The following is a 20,187-nucleotide window of genomic DNA, read 5'->3' as shown; positions in this document are numbered from 1 at the left end:
CGGGTATTGGGATATAATGATATGCCGCAAGAGTATCGGATGATTTTGAAGCATGTGGACCAGGCCGGTTATACACCGGATTTGGAATGCTACGTGCGGCATGGGGGTTACCAGACGTTGCGGAAAGCGGTGGCGCTGAAGCCGGTAACGACCGCTGAAGGCAAGACAGAGTCCGGACCGGAGCAAATCCGCAAGGAGGTCATGCTGTCAGGGCTGCGGGGGCGTGGCGGGGCCGGTTTCTCGTGCGGACTGAAGTGGTCCTTTGTGGACCGCAAAAGCGGAAAACCGATTTATTTGATCTGCAATGCAGATGAATCGGAGCCGGGAACCTTCAAGGACCGGCAGATCATTTACAAGGATCCCCATCAACTGATAGAGGGGATGATCATTTCCTCCTACGCCAATGATGTGCATCTGGCGTTTATTTACATCCGCGGCGAATTCGCCGAAGGGGCCAAAATCCTGAACCGGGCCCTGGCGGAGGCGCGGGCGGCAGGGTACTTGGGGCAAAACATCCTGGGCAGTGGCTATGATTTGGAGATTTATGTGCATCGGGGTGCGGGAGCCTATATTTGCGGGGAAGAAACCGGCTTGATTGAGTCGCTGGAGGGCAAGCGTCCGTACCCGCGCATCAAACCGCCCTATTTTCCGGCCGTGTTGGGGTTGTATCAATGCCCCACCATTGTCAACAATGTGGAGACGTTGTGTGCCGTCAAGCACATCGTGGAGATGGGCGGAGCGGCTTATGCTCGGCTGGGCACGCCGAATAACACCGGCACGCGGATAGTCAGTTTGAGCGGGCACGTGCGCCGGCCGGGATATTATGAGATTGAGGTGGGCAAGGTGACGCTGGGAGAACTGATTTTTCATGAAAACTTCGGGCAGGGTTTGCGGCCCGGCCGCACCCTGAAGGCAGTCATACCGGGTGGGTCATCGGCCAAAGTCTTCAAGGCCGGAGAAAAAATTACCCTCCGGCGGAAACGTCCGGATGGCAGTACCAGCGTGCAAGAGATGGATTTGCTGGATTTGCCCTACGATTTTGACACCATTGCGGCGGCGGGCAGCATGTCCGGCTCCGGGGCCATCATTGTGATGGATGACACGGCGGACATGGTGGCGGCGCTGGCAAATCTGGCGGAGTTTTACGCGCATGAGAGTTGTGGCCAGTGCACCCCCTGCCGGGAAGGGGCCTTGTGGATGAGTAAAATATTGCATCGCATGGATACAGGACGCGGCCGGGCAGGTGACCCGGCTCAATTGCTGCATCTGGCGCAAAACATCCAGGGGCGGACGGTGTGTGCCTTTGGCGAGGCCTGTTCCTGGCCGGTGCTGAGTTTTGTAAGCAAGTTCCGCGAGGATTTTGAGGCACGCGGCGGCGGCCCGGCCCCGAAGAACTCGTAGCGCAGACCATTGGACGGATTTCATCCTATGCCGGAAGCCAAACCAGACCAGAGCGCCACCCCACCGCCTGCCACCGTGGAAAAGATTAAAATCAAGGTGGACGGCCGGGAGGTGGAAGTGCCGCGGTTGATGCCGGATTGGACGGGCAAGCTGGTGCCGACGACCATGTTGCAGGCCTGCAAGCTGGCAGGCGTGGAAGTGCCGCACTATTGTTACCATCCCCTGTTGCCAGTGGCGGGCAATTGCCGGATGTGTCTGGTGGAGTTCGGCGTGCCCATGATTGGGCCGGATCGCAAGCCGTTGCTGAACGATAAGGGAGAACCCATCATCCAGCGTTCCACCCTGCCGTATGAGCCGGGCACGCCCCGCGGCGCCATCGCTTGTGCCACGCCCATTTCACCCGGGATGGAAATTTATCCCAGTTCGCCGGCGACCAAGCAGATGAGGGAATCTGTATTGGAGTTTTTGCTGGCTAATCATCCGCTGGATTGCCCCATTTGCGATCAGGCGGGCGAGTGCAAATTGCAGGAATATGCGCTGGACCATGGGCGTGCGGAAAGTGCCTTTAGGGAAACCAAGGTGCACAAGCCCAAGCAGGTGGATTTGGGGCCACGAATCATGCTGGATGATGAACGGTGCATCTTGTGCACGCGATGCATCCGTTTCACCCGGGACATTGCGGGGGATGATGCGCTGGGAATCATCAACCGGGGTGGCTATAACACTTTGACGGCGTATCCGGGGCGGCAGTTTGATAATAATTACACCCTGAACACGGTGGACATATGCCCGGTGGGGGCGCTGACCTCCAAGGACTTCCGGTTCAAGATGCGGGTGTGGTTTTTGAAGGAGACCAAAAGCATCTGCACCAGTTGCGGCACGGGCTGCAACATCATCATCAGCTCGCGCGAAAACGTCATTTACCGGTACACGCCCCGAGAAAACATGGCGGTAAACAAATGTTGGATGTGCGATGCAGGACGGTTGAATTACAAGTGGATTGGACGCCCCGACCGGTTGCGGGAGGTCTTGGGGCCAGGAGGGCAAAAGTCCGATTGGTCGAAGGTCATTCCCGAAATCAGCGGGCGTTTGCGGGCGGCGCCGGCGGGGTCGGTCGCCATGGTCATTTCGGCGCGGCAGACGGTGGAGGAGTTGTATCTGCTGCGGGTGCTGGCCAATAAACTGGGAGCCATCACCGATGCCGTTCCTCGCGTGGGACAACCTGATTATTTGCTGGTGCATGCCGACAAAAATCCCAACAGCAACGGCGTGCGGCTGATGGGCTTGTGCGGCGATGAAATGGGCGCCAATATGCGGCGTATGGCCGAGGGTATCGCCGCCGGCGCCATTCGTACGCTCATCGTCATCGGCGAAGATGTGACCCGATGCGGGTTGGGTCCAGAATTGCTGGCCAAACTGGAAACCTTGGTGGTCAGCGACATCCTGCCCAACGAAACCACGCGGCGGGCGCATTATGTGTTGCCCGGCTGCGCCCACGCCGAGAAACGGGGAAGTTTTATTAGTGCCAAGGGACGATGGCAGCGTTTCTGGAAAGCGGTGGAACCGCCGGGGCAGGCGCGGCCCGAAATGGAATGGCTGGGCGAACTGGCGCATAATCTGGCGGGCGAAAACAGCTTTGCCAGCGTGGAAGCGTTATTTAACCATCTCAGCCGCGAAGTGCCCGCCCTCGGGGGGGTGCGGTGGGAACAGCTTGGAGATACCGGGGTGGACGTGAAAATATGACCACACCGGCCGTCGGAACACCTTGAATTCATGGACTGGTTTAACAATTTAACCGCCGGACAGCAATTCGCGCTCTTCAGCGCGGTAAAAATCCTTGGGGTGTTTGCCGTGCTGATGTTCATGGTGGCATATGTGGTGCTGCTGGAGCGGCGGTTATGCGCGGCCATTCAGGACCGAGTGGGTCCCAACCGGGCGGGGCCCGGGGGAATCTGGCAGCCCATCGCCGACGCGGTGAAGTCGTTTCTGAAGGAGGATTTCATGCCGGCCCATGTGCGCCGGGTGTGGTACTGGCTGGCGCCAGCCGCCGTCATGATACCTGGTTTGGTGACAGTGGCGGTCATTCCTTTTGGTTCGCAAATTGGCCAGCAAAAGATGGTCATCGCAGATTTGAACGTGGGCATCCTTTACACCTTCGGCATCGTTTCCCTGGGGGTGTATGGGATTGTGCTGGCGGGCTATGCGGCCAATTCCAAGTATCCTTTTTTGGGCGGCATTCGTTCAAGCGCTCAAATGATTTCCTATGAAATTGCCATGGGATTATCCGTAATCCCGGTGCTGATGCTGGCGGGCGATTTGAATCTAAGCCGGCTCGTCGCGGCGCAAACCGGATGGCTGGCGAGCTGGCTGCCGCTGCCCAACTGGATGGTGTTTCAAAGTCCCATGACCGCCCTGGCGTTCCTGATCTTCCTGGCGGCCGCTTTTGCGGAGACTAACCGGCTGCCGTTTGACCTGCCCGAGGCGGAACAGGAGCTGGCGGGGGGATACAACGTGGAATACAGCTCCATCAAGTTTGCCCTGTTTTTCATGGGCGAGTATGCCAACATGATTGCCGCCTCGGCGATGATGGTGACGCTGTTTTTCGGGGGATGGACGCTGCCGTGGTTTGGATTGGATCAACCGGCGCAGACGGTGGGCATGGGCATCCTGCACATCCTGATATTTCTAGCCAAAGTGGCGGTGTTCATGGTCTTTTTCATCTGGGTACGCTGGATGCTGCCGCGGTTTCGCTATGACCAACTGATGGATTTGGGCTGGCGGCGTTTTGTGCCGCTGGGATTGGCCAATATTTTAGCCATGGCCCTCTGGCTTTGGTGGCGGGCGGGGGCGTAGGAGATGCTGTTGTGATAGTGCCGCGTAAAAAACTGACGTTTTGGGAACGCTTGTTCCTGCCGGCTTTTTGGGCCGGTTTCAAGGTCACCTGGCGGCATTTTGTGAACACGCTGTTCCGGCGTCGCAATGCGGCAGTGGTCACGGCCGGAGGGTATTATCCGGAAGTGCCGTGGACAGTGAAGGAGGGTTACCGGGGGGCGCCGTATCTGGTGAAGGACCAGGAGGGCAGGACCAAATGTGTGTCCTGCCAGCTTTGTGAGTTTGTATGCCCTCCCAAGGCCATCAAAATCACCCCGCCCGGGCCGGAAGTGGACCCCACCACCGGCAACGTGGAAAAACGCCCCAAGGAATTTGAAATTAACATGCTCCGCTGCATCTTCTGCGGTTTTTGCCAGGAGGTGTGCCCGGAGGAGGCCATTTTCCTGATGAAGGATTATTCGCTCAATGGGCAGAGCCGGGAGGAGATGATTTACAACATGGAGAAACTGCTCGCGTTGGGCGGGGTGCATCAGGACCCCATCATGAAGTGGAAAAAGAAAGCGCTCGAAGCCCAGAAGCAGGAAGTGTTTAATCCGGAGCGCAAGGAATGAGCGGCGACGCGCATGACTGACGTGTTGTTTTACATATTTGCCGCGCTGGCGTTGGCTTCCGCCTTTTTGGTGGTGGCCAATCCGTTCAGCCGGAATCCGGTGACCAGCGCCATGTTCTTGGTGTTGACGATTGTGTCGCTGGCCGGACTGTTTGTCCTGTTGCATGCCTATTTTTTGGCAGCCATTCAAATTCTGGTGTATGCCGGGGCGGTGATGGTGCTGTTTTTATTTGTCATCATGCTGCTGGATTTGAAGGAGGAGGAAAAACAACGGTTGCGCCACACCGCCTTGCTGGCCGGCCTGGTGGCGGTGGGGGGGCTGGCGTTTATTGTTTTGCAAACAGTATGGCTAGCTTCTCCAGGGCAGGGGGCCCAACCGTTACTCGAGGGGGAAACACCCGTGCTGGGGCGCGCCCTGTTCAACGCGCAGGGCAACAGCCCCGGCTTTTTATTGCCCTTTGAACTGGTGGGGCTTTTGCTGCTGGTGGCCATGATTGGGGCCATGGTGCTCAGCAAAAAGGAGGTCAAATGAGCGTGGGCCTCGAGCATTATCTGACGGTGAGTGTGCTCCTGTTTGGTCTGGGATTGCTGGGAGTCATTTTGCGGCGAAGCCTTATCCTGATGTACATGTCATTGGAGTTGATGCTTAATGCCGCCAATTTGGCCTTGGTGGCCTTTTCCCGTTATAACAACCACGTGGACGGCCAGGTCATGGTCTTTTTCATCATCACCGTGGCGGCGGCAGAGGTGGCGGTGGGGCTGGCGCTGTTGGTGGCCTTATACCGCCGGGCGCAGACGACGCATGCAGACGATTTGACTTCGATGAAACTTTAACGGCATGGAGCACCCGGAAAACCTCTTATGGCTGGCGTTGGCAGCTCCGTTGGGGGCGGCAGTGTTGATTACCTGCTTCTTCCGCAAGGAAGGCCGTTTCAGCGCGGGACTGTCCATCGGGGCTGTGGGGTTGTCATTTGTGGTGTGCAGCGGCCTGTTCGTCGTGTTTGGCCTGCCCGCCGAAAGCAATCTGGGACTGTACCCTTCGCTGACGGAATGGCGTCTGCCGTGGTTGCAGGTTGGCGGCGTCAAGGTGTCCATGGCGCTGCGAATGGATTTTCTGAGCCTCCTCATGTCCCTGGTGGTGACGGGGGTGGGTGGCTTGATACACTTGTATTCGGCGGGGTATATGGCCAAAGACCCGCACATGGGGCGGTATTTTGCAGGGTTGAGTCTGTTCACTTTTGCCATGTTGGGGATTGTGTTCGCCAACGATCTCATCACGCTGTTCATCTTTTGGGAGCTGGTCGGGGTGTCGAGTTACTTGTTGATTGGTTTCTGGCATGAGCGGGCGGCGGCGGCCAATGCCGCGCGCAAAGCCTTCCTTACCAATCGCCTCGGGGATTTTGGCTTTCTCTTGGGGATATTGGTGATTTGGGGCATGTTGGGGACGCTGGATTTCGACGAAATTCGCCAGCAATTGGCCTCACGTCCCGACCGCTTGGGGGACATGGCAGGAGTTGCGGGATTGCTGATTTTCTGTGGCGCCATGGGCAAGTCCGCGCAATTCCCGTTGCACGTCTGGTTGCCGGACGCGATGGAAGGCCCCACGCCGGTAAGCGCACTGATTCACGCCGCCACGATGGTGGCTGCTGGTGTGTACATGCTCTGCCGCCTTTTCTTCCTTTACACCGTCCCGGTGAGCTGGCCAGAGAGCCTGGCATTTTTGCAGGGGGTGACGCCCTTGGATATCATTGCCATGATTGGGGGGATAACGGCCCTGCTGGCGGCGTTGATCGCAGTGCAACAAAGTGACATCAAGCGCATTCTGGCTTATTCTACCTTGTCCCAACTGGGCTACATGATCATGGCGGTGGGCTTGCTGCATCCCCAGGCAGCGATGTTTCACCTGACCACCCATGCCTTTTTCAAGGCGTTGTTATTTTTGGGAGCTGGTTCTGTAATCCATGCGCTGCATCACGAGCAGGACATCTGGCAGATGGGCGGTCTGCGGCGACGGATGCCCGTGACCTGGCTGACTTTTCTTGTTGCCACGCTGGCGCTCTGTGGATTTCCCCCCTTAAGTGGTTTTTACAGCAAGGATGCCATTCTGGCTGCTGCTCAGGAGAAAACAGGATTGTTCATCCTGGCCGTCGGGACCGCCGGGTTGACGAGCTTTTACATGTTCCGGCTGGTGTTTGTGGCGTTCTGCGGCGCGCCGCGCAGTGCCAAGGTGGAGCACGCGCACGAGTCGCCGTCCATTATGACGGTGCCGCTGGTGTTATTGGCGGTGTTCTCGGCGGCGGGTGGAGTCATTGGCATCCCTGCCTTTCTGCAGAAGATGCCGGATTTGGCCGGAGTGGCCGGTCACATGGCGGGGGCAGGGAAGGCCGTTGCCGCTCAGACGGCGACCCTTTGGAATGCTTTCATTGAGCCTTTCCACCATGCGCCCAAAGTGGCTGCATTGGGGCTGGCGGCCTCGTTGTTTGGCCTGTTGGCCGCATGGCTGCTCTATGGCAAAGGCGGCAAAGACCCCCTGCCTGCCTCCTTGGGGGTGTTGTCCCGGCTGATGCGCGACCGGTTTGTGCTGGATGAAATCTACGAGGGGGTGATTTACCTGACGCACGATGCCATCGCGCGGCTGGCAGCCTGGGTGGATACATGGATTATTTCAGGGGTGGGGGTGCGCGGCGCCCACGGGGCGACGGAGCTGGCCGGACGGGCGTTGCGGTTGCTGCAGACCGGAAATGTCCAGACCTATGCTTTTCTGCTGGCCGCCGGGCTGGCGCTGGTGTTGTGGTGGAAGCTGGGACGTTGAGCGAATGAGATGACACCGTTGCTTTACATATTTGGCCTGCCGCTCTTGGGGGCGTTGTTGGTGTGGCTGGTGCCGCGCAATTACCGGTTCGTCATCCGGCTTATCGCCTTGGGCAGTTCACTGGGGGCGCTGGTCTCGGCGCTGGTGTTGTTTTATCGCTTTGACCTTCAGCAGACGGGTTATCAATTCGTGACCCATGTGCCGTGGGTGGAATCCCTGGGAATTGCTTTTCACGTCGGTGTGGACGGTATCAACCTGGCCCTGCTGTTCATGGGGGCGATGGTGACCTTTGCCGCGGTCTGTGTGAGCCGGCACATCAAGGAGCGTGAAAAGGAATATTATCTGCTTCTGCTATTGATGAGCGGCGGTATCCTGGGAGCCTTCGCCTCGCTGGACTTGTTTTTCCTCTATTTTTTCCACGAGCTGGCGCTGGTGCCCACGTTTATCATGATTGGAGTATGGGGCAGGGGAGAGCGCCGCAATTATGCCACGTTCCAAATCACCTTGTATTTGAGCCTTGGGGCGTTGATTGCCCTGGCGGGGCTGGTTTTGCTTTATCTGCACAGCGGGGCCAGGACCTTTGACTTGGTGGTCCTCACCCGGCAATTGCAGGAGCAGCCGATGCCCGCCGACCTGCAACATCTCATTTTCCCGTTATTGTTATTCGGTTTTGGCATCCTCGTTTCCCTCTGGCCTTTTCACTCTTGGGCGCCCTTGGGTTATGGCAGCGCCCCGCCGGCCGTGGCCATGATGCATGCGGGCGTCATCAAGAAGTTTGGCCTCTATGGCCTGATTCGCGTGGCGCTTCCCGTGCTTCCGCAGGCGGCCTGGTCCTGGGTGGATATTTTAAGCGTGCTTTGTCTGGGCAACATCTTGTTTTGCGGTTGGGTGGCCATGCGGCAACGGGATTTGAATTTGCTCATTGGCAATTCAAGCGTGGCGCACATGGGCTTTTGCTTCCTGGGATTGGCCAGCCTCTCGGTGGCAGGCATTACGGGCTGTGTGCTGGTGATGGTGGCCCACGGGTTGCTGGCGGCGCTGACTTTTGGACTGAGCGGCTATCTGAATCAGCAAACCCAGACGCTGGAAATGAAGGATTTGGGCGGATTATGGCAGCGGATGCCTTATGTGGGGGCTGCATTGATGATGGCGATGTTTGCCGGTTGTGGCCTGCCGGGTTTTGCGAACTTTCCGGGCGAACTGCTGGTGATGTTCGGGGCGTGGAAGACGCTGCCGATGCCGGTGGTGCTGGCCGCCTGGGGGGCGCTGGTGATTGCGGCGATTTACATGATGGGCGCGGTGCGCGAGGTGTTGCACGGCCCGCTGGCGCCGCGGTGGAATCAAGCGCAGGATGTGCCGGGATGGTGGGCCAAACTGCCCTATACCCTCCTGTTGACCGCCTTATTGGTTTTCGGCTTTTACCCGCCGTTGTTGACGCGGACGATTGAGCCGGCGGTCACCGCCCTGGTGCGCAAGGCCGGCTACGATGTCCCCCTCCCGGCCAAAGCCAAAGGCCGGGCCACGGCGGAGAAGGCGGCACCCTCCCTGCCGTCGTTGCAGCGATGAGACGATGAATATTTCCCTCTTAAGTCTCGAAATTCTGGTAATCCTGCTGGGCGTGGCCCTGCTGGTGGTGGATTGGTTTACGCCCGCAGCGCACAAGCGCTGGCTGGGGATTGCGGCTGCCCTGGCGCTGCTGTTTTTTTTCGGATTGAGCTTCTTGCAGCCGTCCAGCTTGCCACAATATGCCTTCGGCCACAGTTACGTGTTGGATGATCTGGCCTTGTTTTTCAAAAGGTTTTTCCTGCTGGCTGGCGTGCTGGTGTTGCTTTGGGCAGTGGAGTTTGGGGACCGCCTGCGTGGCGGGGTGGCGGAATTTTATGCGCTGCTGGTGTTCGCACTGGCTGGCATGATGTTTACGGCTTCCGCCAACAACCTCGCCATGCTGTTCGTCTCCATTGAGCTGGTCACCATTTCGTTCTACGTGCTGGCAGCCTATCAACGCCAGGTGCGGGAGTCCCTCGAAGCGGGTGTGAAATACCTCATCATGGGCGGGCTGGCCTCGGCCTTTATGGTTTTTGGCATTGCCCTCATCTTTGGCATCACGGGCACGATTGAATTTGAAATTTTGTCGGCCAAGATGGCCGCGAAAAGCAGTCCGGCCCAGCAACCGCTCTTTCAGTTGGGCATGCTGTTGCTGCTGGCCGGACTGGGCTTCAAAATCGCCGCCGTACCTTTCCATTTTTGGGTGCCGGATGTTTATCAGGGGGCGCCGTCGCCCGTGACGGCCTTTCTGGCGGCCGGCAGCAAGGCGGCTGGTGTTGCCTTGTTGCTGCGAGTTTTTCTGCATGTAGCGCCCCTCAATGTGTTGCGTTGGGAAACTTTGTTCATAGTGCTGGCAGGCGCGACCATTTTATACGGCAACCTGGGCGCCATTCCTCAAAGCAACCTTAAACGCCTCCTGGGTTATTCAAGCATCGCTCATGCCGGTTATCTATTGATGGGCATGGCTGCCTTTTCGCTGGCTGGTGCCACCGCCTTGTTATACTACCTCGCCGGTTATTTGTTCACGGTCCTGGCTGCGTTTGGCGTGATTACCCTGGTCCTGCGCCAGACCGGGGCCGAGGACGTCGCTGCGCTTGGCGGGTTGGGGCGGCGCTCGCCGTTTTTGGCTGCCATCCTGACGCTGGCCATGGCTTCTCTGGCGGGGGTGCCGCCGTTGGCGGGATTTTTCGGCAAATTTCTGCTGATTAAGGCCGTGTTGGAACAAGGCACCCAGGCCACAGCATTTTACTGGCTGGCGGGGGTGGCAGTGGTGGGGGTGGTGATTTCCCTTTGGTATTATTTCGGCGTCATCAAAGCCCTTTATTGGGGTGAAGATGCCGCCGATATGTCACCGGTGGAGATTAGCCTGCCAAGTCGCGTAGGCTTGGTGGTGTGCGTGGCAGGCATGTTATGGCTGGGTGTGCTGCCCGAGATTCCCTTGTGGCTGGCAGAGCAGGGGGCCATGGCGCTTGGGTTGTAACTATTATTCTCGTCGGCGTTGGCGCCAGCCCTTCCTTGGATTCACGTATGTGGGGTAAAACAAAAAACCGGCCGAGGGGCAATCGGCCGGTTTTTCAGGAAAGTGTAATAAAGTAAGAATTTATTTACCCTTGGCTTCCTTGAGAGCAGCCAGCCATTTATCCACTCCTGCCATAAAGCCGACTTTTTCGTACACTTTATCCCCCTGTCCATTGAGCACCACGATAGTGGGGAAGCCGCGCACGCCATATTTTTTCTTCAACTCCTCATTGGCCTTTTTCTGAGCGGCGGGCAATTCTTTCTTGGCGGGGAAGTCCACATACAACAGCACCAGGTTTTTGGCCGCAAACTCCTTAAATTCAGGGGTTGAGAGCACTTCCGCGTCCAATTTTTTGCACCAGCCGCACCAATCACTGCCGGTGAAGTTGATAAACACCAGCTTGTTTTCCTTTTTTGCCTTGGCCACCGCCGCGTCGAAATCGGTCTCCCAGTTCAGTTCTGCCGCCCCCACCCAGCCCGCCACCAGGATTGCCGTAATTGCGAGAATTAATTTTTTCATAAGAGTCGTTTAGATTCTTTTAAGCCCAACGAATCATTCCATGCACATGGACGCCCACGGGGCGCCTTTTATTCAGCGGGCTGCCGTGCCGCATACCAGAATACTGTGCCCGAGTATGAGCCAAGATACTCGTTGTGATGCCCATGTTCAAACCCAATTTTGACACGATTTGTGAAGTTGATGCGGTCGGCCAGGTGAAAGCGATAGGCGATCTTGGGAATGCTGTTGTCCAGCAAACCATAGAGGGGGCGAGTCAAGGCCCCGCCATGGAAATACCATCCGCACCGGAAATAATCTTCAGTGCCGGTGCCATGCCAGGCGGGGGGAAAACCCTCCCCGTCCACGTAAAAACGGTCATCCCCTTCCAAGGTGGCATTGGCCAGTTCAAGGATGCATCCCACATAATGGCCGCGGCCCTCTGTCTCCAGGAGGATAATGTCCCGACCTTTCTCCGTCCGGTCGGTAATCCTGGCCGCGCGGAAATAATAGAGTTCAGGTTGCGGCCAACCTTGCCGGAAGCGGCCCTGAACTTGGACTTCCACGGGACGCCCGGGATTTTCCAGACTGATTCTTAGGGACTTTCGGCATGGCATGGGCCAGCGGCTATAATACGCGCCCGATTCGTCCACGCCCATGAGCAGCGAACGAAAACGAGCCTGCGGACGTTGGGCGCGGTTGAAGCCCCAGAACTCGCGGACGCTCATGTTCACCGTGGCCATACCGTCGGCTTCCACTTGCAGTTTCATGGCGGCGGCATCCGCGGCCTCAAAGTCCAGGCGAAGCATCTCCAGAATACCCGGGCCTTGGCTTTCATAAACAGCCACACTCCGGCCCGTGGGCAGTAACACTGTCTGCGGCGGAGGCAAAGGAGGCCATGCATCCTCCCAAAGCGGGGTTTGGCTCCAACTTTCTGCCGTGGTACTCGTTACTAGTGCCGGCAGTCGCTGATGGCTGAACTGGTGATAAATATGGGGGATGGTCTCCCCCCGGCCATTTTTGCGGTGGGTAAAACGGTCGCCGTGGTCTTCCAAAGTAATTTTAAGGGATTTGGCGAAGTAAATGGGCGCGTAGCAAATCCATCCCCCACTGCTCTTTTCCGCCAGTCCAGCCGGCAGCACAGGATTCTTTTCCAGCCAGTCCGGTAACTGCCCGGAAAGCCGCGGCCGGGGTTCCCCATCAAAGTAGAAATTCAATCTTCCGCCCATATGGGCTTGTCCCTGCTTGTTTTTGCCGGTGAACCAGATGCTGGTAATGACGCCCGGACCCTGTTGTTCAAAAAGCACCCAGGCAGACTGAACATTGGAAAAACTCATGCCTGCCGGTTCCACCCGAATCAAGTTGCCAGAGTCATAATTTCCATCGTTGTAATCATAGCCGCTGCGCAAATGGGTTTTGGTGGAGTCCGGCAGAGGCAGCCATTGAAGAGAAAGGGGATTCGTTTGAAGCAGCAGGGCTGCTGCATGGCAGACGTAAATGGGGGTGAGCAAACCAAGTATAAATACCCAGGAGGCGGCAAGACCCCATGAAGGGGGGGTATATCTCAATACCTTCCCAGCCAGAGAGCGCTTGTGCAGAGGATTCATGGTAATGCCATGGCGCAGGGCAGCTTGAAAGCCGCCCTGGCTGAATTAGGCAAATTTAAGTTGCGCGGCCAGAAGCAAAGCCCCCATGGGGACGGCGTCCTCCAGCAACCCAGCCAGACGCACAGCCGGGCCGGGATGGAAGGCTTGCATAACATAGGTGGGCAAGCGGGCGGCTACGGCGGCGCGAAGGGGCTCTCCCACCAAAGATAGGCCGCCTCCCAGGACTACTACCGACGGATGGCAAAGATGAACAACATGAGACAGCGCAAAGGCCAGGTCATCAGCAATTTCCTCCAGAAGACGGCGGGCCTCTAGGTCACCTGCCATCAGGGCAGGGGCCAATGTCCGGGCTTCGCCGCCTACACCCTTATGCTGAGCCAGCAGAGGCCCCCAAGGCCCTCGCAGCCCGCGGGTTTGCAGTTCGCGAATGCGCCGGTCCACCGCCCAACCGCTGCAGCGCTCCTCCACGATGATTCCCTCCCGGTTGAGTCGTATATGGCCAATTTCGGCTTCCCCCGGCATGGCTCCGTGGTATATCTGGTCGTTTATGACCAACCCACCGCCGACCCCACTGCCCAAGGTGACATAAAAGACCGGATTGGCACCCTGCCCAGACCCAAGGAGCGCTTCGGCCAGAGCGGCGGTGTTGGCGTCGTTTTCCACATGGACGGGCAGGTGGGTCAGATGCCGCAGCCAGTCAGCGAGGGGAAAATCAGCCCAGCCGGGGACTTGATGGGAGCACCGAATGATGCCGCGCTGCCAATCCACCGGACCGCCGAAGCCCACGCCAATGGCACGCACGGGCTGCTTGCGGAGCAGTGGGGGTAATTCAGCAGTCAGTTGTTCCCGAATGCCTTGGCCCCCTGCTTCGGGTTTTACGGGAAGACGGCGGCGCACGGCAATGTGGCCAGGCCGCCCAATGACCACCTGCAGTTTAGTACCGCCAATTTCGATGCCGGCGAATGCTGGAGGTTGGGCTGGGGTCATGATTGCCGTTGGAGATGGGATTTAGCCGGGAGAGGGCAATGCATTAGTTGGCGATGGAGGGGGGGACGTGCAAGTCAAAATGGGCTGCACATAGATATATGGAATCCATCTGCAAGGACTTGGGCAACAAACCACCCTTTGCACTTTAGACCCGTGCTTTGTCCGTGACCGGCAATATTTTCGCATGATTATTCTCCCGGCCCGGACCCTTCCTGACCGAGGCTGTCAATGATGGAGATGAGGGGCAGGAACAGGGCGATGACAATGCTACCCACGATGACCGCCAGGAACACAATCATGATAGGCTCCAGGAGCGAGGTCATGGCCGCCACGGCGTTATCCACTTCGTCATCGTAGTTATCGGCAATTTTCATCAACATTTCCGGGAGGGCGCCGGTTTGTTCTCCCACGTCCACCATGCTGATGACCATGGGCGGGAAAACGCCGGAGGCTTCCAGAGGTGCCGTGATGGTTTCGCCTTCCTTGACGCTTTCATGGACGGCGGCGACGGCGTCTGAAACGATGACATTGCCGGAGGTTTCTTTAACAATGGTCAGGGCCTGTAAAATCGGCACGCCGCTGCTAATGAGCGTGCCAAGCGTGCGTGTGAAACGGGAAATCGCCACTTTCTTAATCACCGGCCCCAGCACGGGCATGTTGAGTTTAAAGCGGTCGAAGATTTTGCGGCCGGCTTTGGTGCGGATGAAGATTTGAAACAGAATGAACAGGCCAATCAAAACACTCATGGTGACAATGAAATGATTGGCTATCATATCGCTAATCCCCAGCACAATCTGGGTGAACTGGGGAAGCTCCTTGCCCGGACCCAGGAGGTCCACAAAGATGGCCTTGAATTTGGGCACGACATACACCATCAGAACGCCCAGGATGGTGACCGCCACCACCAGCACCGCCACCGGATAGAACATGGCGGAAATGACCTTGCCCTTGATTTTTTGGGCCTTTTCCATGAACTCCGCCAGACGGTTGAGCACGACTTCCAGCACGCCGCCCAGCTCGCCGGCTTTGACCATGTTGACGTAGAGGCGGTTGAACACCTTGGGGTGCTGGGCCAGTGCCTCGGAAAAGGTGCTGCCGCTTTCGATGGAGGCTCCCAAGTCCCCAATAATCTTCTTCAACAGGGGGTGTTTTTCCTGCTTTTCCAGCACGCGCAGACCGCGCAACAGAGGCAAACCGGCGTCCACCAGCGTCGCCAACTGGCGGGTGAAGGTGGTAAGCACCTTGCTTTTGACGCGGTCGGTCAGGCCGGGGATTTTGATGTTGAGATTAAGGTTAATCTCCTTGTGCAAGCCGCCTTTTTTGGCAGGGGCGCCCTTGGTATCGGCGGGCTTGGCCTTGGTTTTATCCTTATCTTTGTCCACTTGGACAATGCGGGTGGGGTGCAACCCCATGTCCTTGATGCGGGAAATGGCCTCGTTTTGGGAGCCGACATCCAAAGTGCCCTTGGTCTCCTTCCCCCGGGAGTCCATGGCCACGTAACTGAATTTTGGCATAAAGGTACTTGTCGTTAGGTGTACTTAACGACTTCTTCAATACTAGTATCACCGTCAAAGATGCTGCGCAAGCCGTCTTCGCGCAGGGTGACCATGCCCAATTCCACCGCTTTTTGCCGAATAACCACGGTGGGGGCGCGTTCGTTAATGAGGATGCGGATGGGTTCAGTGATGGGCAGAAGCTCAAAAATGCCTTTTCGTCCTTTGTAGCCGGTATCGTTGCAGGCATTGCATCCGCGACCGTAATAAAACATCTTGTCCCCGATATCGTGAGGGGAAAGGTTCAGCAGGGCCAATTGGCTTTCCGTGGGTTCAAAGGGGGTCCGGCATTTCTTGCAAATCGTGCGGACCAACCGCTGAGCCAGCACGGCCATCAAAGACGAGGAAATCAGGAAGGGCTCCACCCCCATGTCAATCAAACGAGTCACTGCGCCGGGGGCATCATTGGTGTGGAGGGTGCTCAAGACCAGGTGGCCGGTGAGGGAGGCCTGGATGGCGATTTGGGCGGTTTCCACGTCGCGCATTTCCCCCACCATGATGATGTCGGGGTCTTGGCGGAGAAAGGCGCGGAGGGCCTTGCCGAAGGTCATGCCCACCGCCTCGTTGACGGCCACCTGCATAATGCCCTCGATGTCGTACTCCACGGGGTCCTCAATGGTGAGAAGCTTGGAGTCAATGGTGTTCACCTTGCGCAGGCAGGAGTACAAGGTGGTGGTTTTGCCGGAGCCGGTGGGGCCGGTGACAACAATAATGCCGTTGGGCTGCTGGATGGCCTCCAGCATGTAATCATAAACGTATTTGGGGAAGCCCAGGGATTCGATGTCCAGGTTGACGGCGGAGCGGTCCAGGACGCGAAGCACCACCGACTCGCCAAACTGGGTGGGCAGGCAGGAGACGCGCATGTCCACCTGCCGGTTGCCCATGGGAAAATTGATGCGGCCGTCTTGGGGCAGGCGGCGCTCCGAAATGTTGAGATTGGCCATGACCTTGATGCGCGAAATCACGGGCAGGGCCAGGTGCTTGGGCGGGGGCGCCATTTCGTAGAGGGCCCCGTCCACGCGGTAGCGGATTTTGAATTCGTCCTCAAAAGGTTCAAAATGGATGTCGCTGGCCCGGTCTTTAATGGCCTGGTAGAGCACCAGATTCACAAATTTAATGATGGGCGTTTCATTGGCCAGGTCCATCAGCTCGCCAAGGTTCTCCTCGGAGACTTCGGATATTTCCCGGGCGATGGTTTCATCCTCGCCCAGTTCTTTCAGCGCGCTGTTCACGTCCACCCCTTCTTCGCCGTAATAACGCGAAATGGCGCGCTCAATGGCATTGGGATCAGCCACCACCACGATGACTTCGCGCCCGCTGCTGACGCTGATGTCATCGGCGGCGGTGAGGTTGAAGGGATCGGCCAGGGCCACCTGCACGGAGTTGCCATAGACCGCCACCGGCACGCATTGGTACATGCGGGCCACCGCCGCCGGGATGGTGGCAATCACGTCCGGGGGGATTTCGCGTTTTTCCAGCTCCACCACCTCCGTGCCCAGCGCTTCGGCCTTGACCTGCAACTGGGTCTCCATGTCCATGAGGCCAAAGTCCACCAGGATTTGGTGGAGGGGCTTGGCGGTGCGCTGATGCTCCTGAACGACTTCCTCAATCTGCATGTCGTCCAGCAGACTGCGCTCGCGGATCAGGTTCAGAAAAGGATCGTGAATGAGGTCGGGCATAGGCTACGCATTTCAGGAAGCTGGCGCGGGCGCGGCGGCGGTGGGGGCCACCCCTGCCCGGGCGGCCTCGGCGGCCTTGGCGATGTCGTATTCCTGTAATTTCTGCATCATGGTCACCGGGTCCTGGCACTTGTTGATGACTTCCTCGCGGGCGATAATCCCCTGCATGTATTTCTCCATCAAATAACCGTCCAGGGTGACCATGCCATATTTGGCGCCGGTCTGAATGTCTGAGGCAATGCGGAAGGTCTTGTTGTCACGAATCAACGCGGCAATGGACGGGGTGTTGATCATGATTTCGTACACCGCCACCCGACCCGGCTTGTCGCAGCGCGGGATGAGCAACTGGGAAATGACCGCCTGGAGCACAGTTGAGAGCTGGATGCGGATCATTTCCTGCTGGTTCATCGGAAAGGCGTTCACAATACGGTCAATCGTCTTGGCAGCGCCAGTGGTGTGCAGCGTGCCGAACACCAGGTGGCCAGTTTCCGCGGCGGTGATGGCAGCTTCGATGGTTTCGAGGTCGCGCATTTCGCCCACCAGAATGATGTCCGGGTCCTGGCGCAGCACGCGGCGCAGGGCTTCAGCGAAACTGGGCACGTCCACGTGCACCTCGCGCTGGGTGACAATGGCCTTCTTGTGATAGTGATAATATTCAATGGGGTCCTCGATGGTGACGATGTGCGCGTCATCCCGCTCCTGATTGATGATGTCAATCATCGAGGCCAGCGTGGTGGATTTGCCGGAACCGGTGGGACCGGTAACCAGGATGAGACCACGCGGCTTGTACAGCAGCGTCATGATGGTCTGCCGCGGCAGGCCGATTTGCTCCAAGGTCAGCAGTTTGTTGGGGATTTGGCGAAGCACCAGGGCGAACTGGCCACGTTCTTTGAACACGGACACGCGGAAACGAGCCATGTCGCCAAAGGCAAAACCGAAGTCGGCGGTGCCGTTTTCGCGCACCTGCTGGATGTGGTCATCGGAGGAAATACTGCGCATCAATTCCTCCGTATCTTCGTTGGTGCACGGGGGGCCTTCCACCCGATGCAGGATGCCATGCAGCCGGATGACCGGCGGCACACCGACACGAATGTGCAGGTCAGAGGCCCCTTCGGAGACCACCAACTGCAACAGATCAGACATCTGATAGGACATAAACTAACCTGCGGCTTAGTTTTAGATTTTCAACAGTTCACTTTGGGCGTCATGGGCTAATCTACATCCGCCAGCGTGGCGCGGATGACCTCGTCGGGGGTGGTCAGGCCGGCCAGCACCTTGCGCGTGCCATCCTCGCGCAGGGTGCGCATGCCGGTTTCGCGGGCGCGGGCGCGTAAAATGGAGGCCTGGACTTTCTCATAAATCAGTTTGCGGGCTTCGTCGTCCACCACAAAAATCTCAAAAATGCCCATGCGCCCCCGGTAGCCGGTTTTATTGCAATCGCCGCACCCGCGGCCTTTGAGGAAGTTGGCGCCGGGGGTGTTGGGGTCCAGGTTGAGCACGCGGCGCTCATGCTCGGTGGGTTCATAAGGGGCGGCGCAACGTTTGCAAACTTTGCGCACCAGGCGCTGGGCCATGATGGCGCGGGTGGAGGAAGCCACCAGGAAGGGCTTGACGCCGATGTCAATCAAACGGGTCACGGCGCTGGGCGCGTCGTTGGTATGCAAGGTGCTGAACACCAGGTGACCGGTGAGCGAGGCGTTGATGGCGATGGAGGCGGTCTCCAGGTCGCGTATCTCACCAATCATGATGATGTTGGGGGCTTGGCGGAGCATGGCCCGCAAGGCGGTGGCGAAGGTCAGACCCACGATTTCGTTGACCTGTACCTGGTTGATGCCGCTCAGCAGGTATTCCACCGGGTCCTCCACCGTGATGATTTTACGGTCCGGACGGTTGATGAAATTAAGGACGGAGTAAAGCGTGGTGGTTTTGCCGGAACCGGTGGGGCCGGTGACCAGGATGATGCCGTCCGGCAGACCAATCAGACGCTCAAACGTTTGCTGGTCATCCGTAAAAAAGCCCAGTTCGGGCAGTCCCAGCCGCAGCCCTTCCTTGTCCAAAATACGCATGACGATGCTTTCCCCGTGATTGGTGGGGATGCACGAGACGCGCAGGTCAATCATTTTGCCGCCCACCGAGGTTTGGATACGGCCGTCCTGGGGTATCCGGCGCTCGGCAATGGACATGTTGGACATGATTTTAATGCGGCTGATGATCGAGGCCTGCAGCTTTTTGGGGGGGCCTTTAATCTCGTGCAGCACACCGTCAATACGGTAACGGACACGGAAGGATTTGGACAGCGGCTCTAGGTGGATGTCCGAGGCCCGCATCTTGAAGGCCTCCACAATCATGTTGTTGACCAGCCGGATGATGGGCGCGTCGGATTCCACCACGGAGCCATCATCCTCGCCGGCCGCCTTGGTCATGGCCTGCACCGCCACATCACCCTCGGTGATGTTTTGAATCATCATGCCCACCTGGTCGTCTTCCGCGCCGTAGTACTTGGATAGCGCCGCGTCAATTTCCGCTTCCGAGGCCACCTTGACCTCGATTTCCATCTTCAGCGCGTGGTGAAGCGCGTCAATCGTGTCGAGGTCGGAGGGGTCTGCCAGGGCCACGGCCATGGTGTTGCCGTGTTTATAAATGGGAATGGCCCGGTAACGCTTGGCCAGGTCACGCCGCAAGGAGGAGATGACGCTGTCTTCGATGCGCAGGTCGGCCAGTTGCACTACTTCCGCGCCGAAATACACGGCTTTGGCGTTGGTGACGTCCTGGGGTGTAATCCAGCGTCGCGCCAGCAGTGTGTCCACCACCCCGGCACCGCCTGCTTCCGCTTCCTGCCGGGCTTGCGCCACCTGGTCATGGGTTACTACGCCCATGTCCATGAGCAGGTCCAATAAATAGTCGTCTTTGGCAGCCACAAAATTGGTTGTCACTGCCGCCGGACCTTTGGGGGACTCCCACCGGCGGCGTATGGAGTTCTGCTAAAACTGTATCCGTGAATCCGCCCCAAAGTCAACATGGGCGCGGAAAAACGCAAGGAGGACGCGGCGGAAGCAGGGGCCAAGAGGCCCAAAGGGTGGGTTTGCCGCTTGGTTTTTCGCCGGGGGATTCCTTCAATGCGGCATCGGAAAATCCAAGTTAATAATG

General features: G+C 58.0%; 16 protein-coding genes. 9 read left to right on the top strand and 7 right to left on the bottom strand.

Features of this window, described 5'->3' with window-relative positions; genetic code table 11:
- The first annotated feature begins 21 nt into the window (after positions 1-21).
- Genes nuoF through NXS98_RS05365 form a run of 9 tightly spaced genes read left to right on the top strand, consistent with a single transcriptional unit; the run spans position 22 to position 10,680 of the window.
- The gene (nuoF, locus tag NXS98_RS05405) at positions 22-1,401 is read left to right on the top strand and encodes an NADH-quinone oxidoreductase subunit NuoF (RefSeq protein WP_283847455.1); all 1,380 of its coding nucleotides are present in this window, start codon (positions 22-24) and stop codon (positions 1,399-1,401) included.
- Between the two features lie 27 nt (positions 1,402-1,428).
- On the top strand, positions 1,429-3,144 hold the full coding sequence (locus tag NXS98_RS05400; protein WP_283847454.1) for an NADH-quinone oxidoreductase subunit G: 1,716 nt from the start codon (positions 1,429-1,431) through the stop codon (positions 3,142-3,144).
- A gap of 30 nt (positions 3,145-3,174) precedes the next feature.
- Positions 3,175-4,254 (top strand): complex I subunit 1/NuoH family protein, encoded by a 1,080-nt coding sequence (locus NXS98_RS05395; RefSeq protein WP_283847453.1) that lies wholly within the window; start codon positions 3,175-3,177, stop codon positions 4,252-4,254.
- Between the two features lie 11 nt (positions 4,255-4,265).
- The gene (locus NXS98_RS05390; RefSeq protein WP_283847452.1) at positions 4,266-4,844 is read left to right on the top strand and encodes a NuoI/complex I 23 kDa subunit family protein; all 579 of its coding nucleotides are present in this window, start codon (positions 4,266-4,268) and stop codon (positions 4,842-4,844) included.
- 12 nt (positions 4,845-4,856) lie between these two features.
- A complete protein-coding gene (locus NXS98_RS05385; RefSeq protein ID WP_283847451.1) occupies positions 4,857-5,375 on the top strand; it encodes an NADH-quinone oxidoreductase subunit J in 519 nt (172 codons plus the stop codon).
- Positions 5,372-5,677 carry an NADH-quinone oxidoreductase subunit NuoK gene (gene nuoK, locus NXS98_RS05380; protein ID WP_283847450.1) on the top strand — a complete coding sequence of 102 codons (306 nt, stop codon included), beginning with the start codon at positions 5,372-5,374 and terminating at the stop codon, positions 5,675-5,677. Before NXS98_RS05385 ends, nuoK begins: the two co-directional genes overlap by 4 nt.
- 4 nt (positions 5,678-5,681) lie before the next feature.
- Positions 5,682-7,655, top strand: coding sequence for an NADH-quinone oxidoreductase subunit L (gene nuoL / locus NXS98_RS05375; RefSeq protein ID WP_283847449.1), 1,974 nt, complete (start codon positions 5,682-5,684; stop codon positions 7,653-7,655).
- Positions 7,656-7,664: 9 nt separating this feature from the next.
- Positions 7,665-9,221 carry a complex I subunit 4 family protein gene (locus NXS98_RS05370; RefSeq protein ID WP_283847448.1) on the top strand — a complete coding sequence of 519 codons (1,557 nt, stop codon included), beginning with the start codon at positions 7,665-7,667 and terminating at the stop codon, positions 9,219-9,221.
- 4 nt (positions 9,222-9,225) lie between these two features.
- A complete protein-coding gene (locus NXS98_RS05365) occupies positions 9,226-10,680 on the top strand; it encodes an NADH-quinone oxidoreductase subunit N (RefSeq protein WP_283847447.1) in 1,455 nt (484 codons plus the stop codon).
- A gap of 120 nt (positions 10,681-10,800) precedes the next feature.
- Here NXS98_RS05365 and NXS98_RS05360 read toward each other — a convergent pair whose 3' ends face one another.
- The 7 genes from NXS98_RS05360 to gspE all read right to left on the bottom strand — a co-directional run bounded on the left by NXS98_RS05360 (position 10,801) and on the right by gspE (position 19,922).
- The gene (locus tag NXS98_RS05360; RefSeq protein WP_283847446.1) at positions 10,801-11,238 is read right to left on the bottom strand and encodes a thioredoxin family protein; all 438 of its coding nucleotides are present in this window, start codon (positions 11,236-11,238) and stop codon (positions 10,801-10,803) included.
- A 68-nt stretch (positions 11,239-11,306) separates the two neighbouring features.
- Complete coding sequence (locus NXS98_RS05355; RefSeq protein WP_283847445.1) at positions 11,307-12,725, bottom strand: DUF2961 domain-containing protein; 1,419 nt, start codon at positions 12,723-12,725, stop codon at positions 11,307-11,309.
- Between the two features lie 141 nt (positions 12,726-12,866).
- Complete coding sequence (locus tag NXS98_RS05350) at positions 12,867-13,808, bottom strand: ROK family protein (protein WP_283847444.1); 942 nt, start codon at positions 13,806-13,808, stop codon at positions 12,867-12,869.
- Positions 13,809-13,996: 188 nt separating this feature from the next.
- On the bottom strand, positions 13,997-15,322 hold the full coding sequence (locus tag NXS98_RS05345) for a type II secretion system F family protein (protein WP_283847443.1): 1,326 nt from the start codon (positions 15,320-15,322) through the stop codon (positions 13,997-13,999).
- A 14-nt stretch (positions 15,323-15,336) separates the two neighbouring features.
- The gene (locus tag NXS98_RS05340; RefSeq protein ID WP_283847442.1) at positions 15,337-17,040 is read right to left on the bottom strand and encodes a GspE/PulE family protein; all 1,704 of its coding nucleotides are present in this window, start codon (positions 17,038-17,040) and stop codon (positions 15,337-15,339) included.
- Between the two features lie 12 nt (positions 17,041-17,052).
- On the bottom strand, positions 17,053-18,195 hold the full coding sequence (locus NXS98_RS05335) for a type IV pilus twitching motility protein PilT (RefSeq protein ID WP_283847441.1): 1,143 nt from the start codon (positions 18,193-18,195) through the stop codon (positions 17,053-17,055).
- 56 nt (positions 18,196-18,251) lie between these two features.
- A complete protein-coding gene (gene gspE / locus NXS98_RS05330; protein WP_484494651.1) occupies positions 18,252-19,922 on the bottom strand; it encodes a type II secretion system ATPase GspE in 1,671 nt (556 codons plus the stop codon).
- Positions 19,923-20,187 lie beyond the last annotated feature (265 nt).

This window comes from Fontisphaera persica (assembly GCF_024832785.1).
Lineage (GTDB): Bacteria > Verrucomicrobiota > Verrucomicrobiia > Limisphaerales > Fontisphaeraceae > Fontisphaera > Fontisphaera persica.
Note: the sequence above shows the minus strand (reverse complement) of the source record. Positions and strands in the feature narration are given on the sequence as shown.